Annotated in this window: 3 protein-coding genes; 1 reads left to right on the top strand and 2 read right to left on the bottom strand. The window is 59.3% G+C overall.

What is annotated here, in order from left to right:
• The coding region (gene trpA, locus VN887_06865) for a tryptophan synthase subunit alpha (protein ID HXT39728.1) at positions 1–748 on the bottom strand (748 nt) is incomplete at its 3' end.
• Between the two features lie 26 nt (positions 749–774).
• A complete protein-coding gene (locus tag VN887_06870) occupies positions 775–1,545 on the bottom strand; it encodes a type III pantothenate kinase (GenBank protein HXT39729.1) in 771 nt (256 codons plus the stop codon).
• Between the two features lie 302 nt (positions 1,546–1,847).
• Here VN887_06870 and VN887_06875 point away from each other — a divergent pair.
• On the top strand, positions 1,848–3,140 hold a 1,293-nt coding region (locus VN887_06875), incomplete at its 3' end, for an Ig-like domain-containing protein (GenBank protein ID HXT39730.1).

Raw genomic sequence — 3,140 nt, forward strand, 5'->3', positions numbered from 1 at the left:
TTACAAGTTCGGGCGAATTTCCATGCTCCGCAATTTGATTCACCACCGCACTGCCCACGACGACCGCATCTGCCACCGACGCGACAAGTTTGGCCTGTTCCGGATTCGAGATGCCGAACCCGACCGCGACAGGCAGATCCGTATGCGTGCGAATTTTAGCGACCTGTTGGGCGAGGTTGGCGGCGATCTTGTCCTGCATGCCGGTGACGCCTTCGCGCGAAACGTAGTAAATGAAACCGGTCGCCCGTTTCACAATCAACTCAATCCGATCCTCCGGCGTCGTCGGCGCGACGAGGTAAATGTTGCAGAGGCCCGCGCGTCGCATCAATTCCTCGTAATTGCCGGATTCCTCGGGCGGCAGATCGAGCATGAGGATCCCGTCCACTCCCGCCTTCGCGGCGTCGTTGATAAACTTTTCCAGACCGTGGCGGTGCGCGAGATTGAAATAGATGTAAAGAACGATGGGCACCGACGAATCCTTGCGAATCGCGGCGACCGTCTCCAGCACCTTCGGAGGTGTGGTGCCGGATTCCAGCCCGCGTTGTGCCGCGAGCTGGTTCACCAATCCATCCGCCAACGGATCGCTGAACGGCACGCCGAGTTCGAGAACATCCACGCCGGCCTTATCAAACGCAAGCGCGAGTTGTCGCGTGGCTTCGAGGTCCGGGTCACCTGCGCCGATGTAAACAATGAAGCCCTTCCGGCCCTCTTTTTTCAGGCGGGCGAACCGTTCCACGATGCGATTCATGTTGCGCGAGTTTCAAGCTTCGGGTTTCAGGTTTCAAGTTTGTTCGCCCGCCACGCCAGTCGCAAGCCTTCCAGCGTCAGGTTTGGCTCGATTGCGCTGACCTCCGGCATTTTGGCGGCGATGAGCTTCGCGTAGCCGCCGGTTGCCACGACCGGCAATCGGTCGGCCTTCAATTCACATTTCAGTTTGCCAATCAACTCCCGCACCAGCCCGCGATAGCCATGCACCGCGCCGATGAGCATCGCCTGTTCCGTGCTCTTGCCGATGGCCGACCCGACTTCGCGAATCCGGATGCGCGGAAGCAACGCCGTTTTCTCGTGCAAATAATCCGTCATCGCCGCCAGTCCGGGCGCAATGATTCCGCCGGCGTAATTTCCCCGTCCGTCCACCACGTCGAACGTGACCGCCGTGCCGAAATCCACAACCACCGCGGGCGAGCCGAAATGGTGCCTGACCGCCATGGCATTGGCCAGGCGGTCCGGCCCGATGGTAGCGGGTCTCGGGTAATTGATCCCCACTCCGGTCAGGGTTTTGGGCTTCAACTCGAAGGGAAACACTTTCCAAACCCGTTTGACCGCTCGCTTGACCAGCGGAGTCACCCTTGGCACCACGCTGCACAAGGCTGCGCCTCGCAGCTTCCTGTCACCCACAAATCGGAGCGCAAACCGTTCGCCACGCCGGGAAAACCAGTCTGGCGTCGGGATGTCCGTTTGCCTGATAACGCGCGATTCATTTGCCAGACCGAGATGCGTGTGTGTGTTGCCGATGTCGATCAGGAGGATGATTTCGCTTGCCACGGGCAGATGGTGCCGGAGTTCTGGTGCAAAAGGAAGGTTGGAAGCAGGAAACCCGCGGCCAGTTGGAATCAGTCCGCCCTCCCGGTCACTTTTCCGGGCGCGAGCGGGCTGTTGATTTTTAGCGGCCAATCGGTATAGTTTGCGCGGTTCCATTTTTGATGCGGCTCAAAGCCAATGGGTAAAGAACATGACGTGCCTCTGTCCCCGGGCGAATTCCTTCCTGTACACGATGCGACGATGGCATCTGTATTGCTGAAATCCCGCTCGTGAATTTCCAGTCTTAACCGCCCGACCTCTTCTTTATGCGAACTCGTTTTTCTCACCCGTGGCTCCGGTGCGGGGCATTGTTCCTGGCAGGGGCCTCGGCCGTGTTCGGTCAGGGAATTCTCGTGCCGCGCGGCGCGGTATGGAAATACCTGGACAACGGGTCGGACCAGGGCACCGCCTGGTACGGAACGAATTTCAATGACAGCACCTGGGCTTCCGGTGCGGCCCGGCTTGGCTATGGCGGCGATGGTGAAGTCACCACGGTCAGCTACGGACCCGACCCGAACAATACCTACATCACCACCTATTTCCGCAGATCGTTTGTCGTGACCAATGCCGCCGCTTTCGCAACGCTCACTTTGAACCTGCTGCGCGACGACGGAGCAGTCGTTTATCTCAATGGCACGGAGGTCCGCCGCGACAACATGCCCGCCGGCGTGCCCACGTACACCACCCTGGCCACGACCCTGGTGGCCGGCACGGATGAACAAACGTATTTCTCCTCGCTGATTTCAGGCAGTTACCTTGTCACCGGCACAAACCAGCTGGCCGTTGAGATTCACCAGGGCGGCACCAACAGTCCTGACATCGCTCTGGATCTCGAATTGCGCGGCACAAATGTCTTCCCCAGCGTCGCCATTCTCAGCCCGGCCAACAATTCCGTGTTCGTGGCCGGAACCAACCTTACACTTACCGCCTCCGCCGCCGACTCCGATGGCGCGGTCACGAAGGTCGAGTATTTTCAAGGCGGCGTGAAGCTCGGCGAATCGGCAAACAGTCCTTACAGCGTCGTCTGGAACACTGTTGTCGATGGTCAATACACGCTGACCGCGGTTGCAACTGACAATGATGGCGCAACTGCAACTTCCGCGCCGATCGTCATCACCGTCAACGACACCAACCCTCCGGCGTTGCTTTCGGCCGTCGCGAGCGCGAACGGTGTGACCGTCAACTTTTCCAAGCGGCTGGACACAGCATCGGCAACGGACATCAATCATTACGCCATCAACAACGGTGTTCAGGTCCTGTCCGCGAACCTTGGGTCGAGTTCGAACGTGGTTGTCCTCGGCACGTCGCCGTTAACGAGCGGCGTCAACTACACGCTCACGGTCAACGACATTCGGGATCCGGCCGGCAATCCGATCGTTCCCAACTCACAGACCACGTTCAATCTCGTCCCCTACTCGCCAACGGACATTGGCGGGCCCGGCATCTCTGGTTCGATGAGTTTTTCCGGCGGCACCTACACGTTGACGGGAGGTGGTTCGGACATCGGCGGCGCGAGTGACCAGTTTTTTTTCAGCTATCAGCAGTTGACCGGCGACTTC

Origin of the sequence: Candidatus Angelobacter sp., from assembly GCA_035607015.1 — a bacterium.
Taxonomy (GTDB): domain Bacteria; phylum Verrucomicrobiota; class Verrucomicrobiia; order Limisphaerales; family AV2; genus AV2.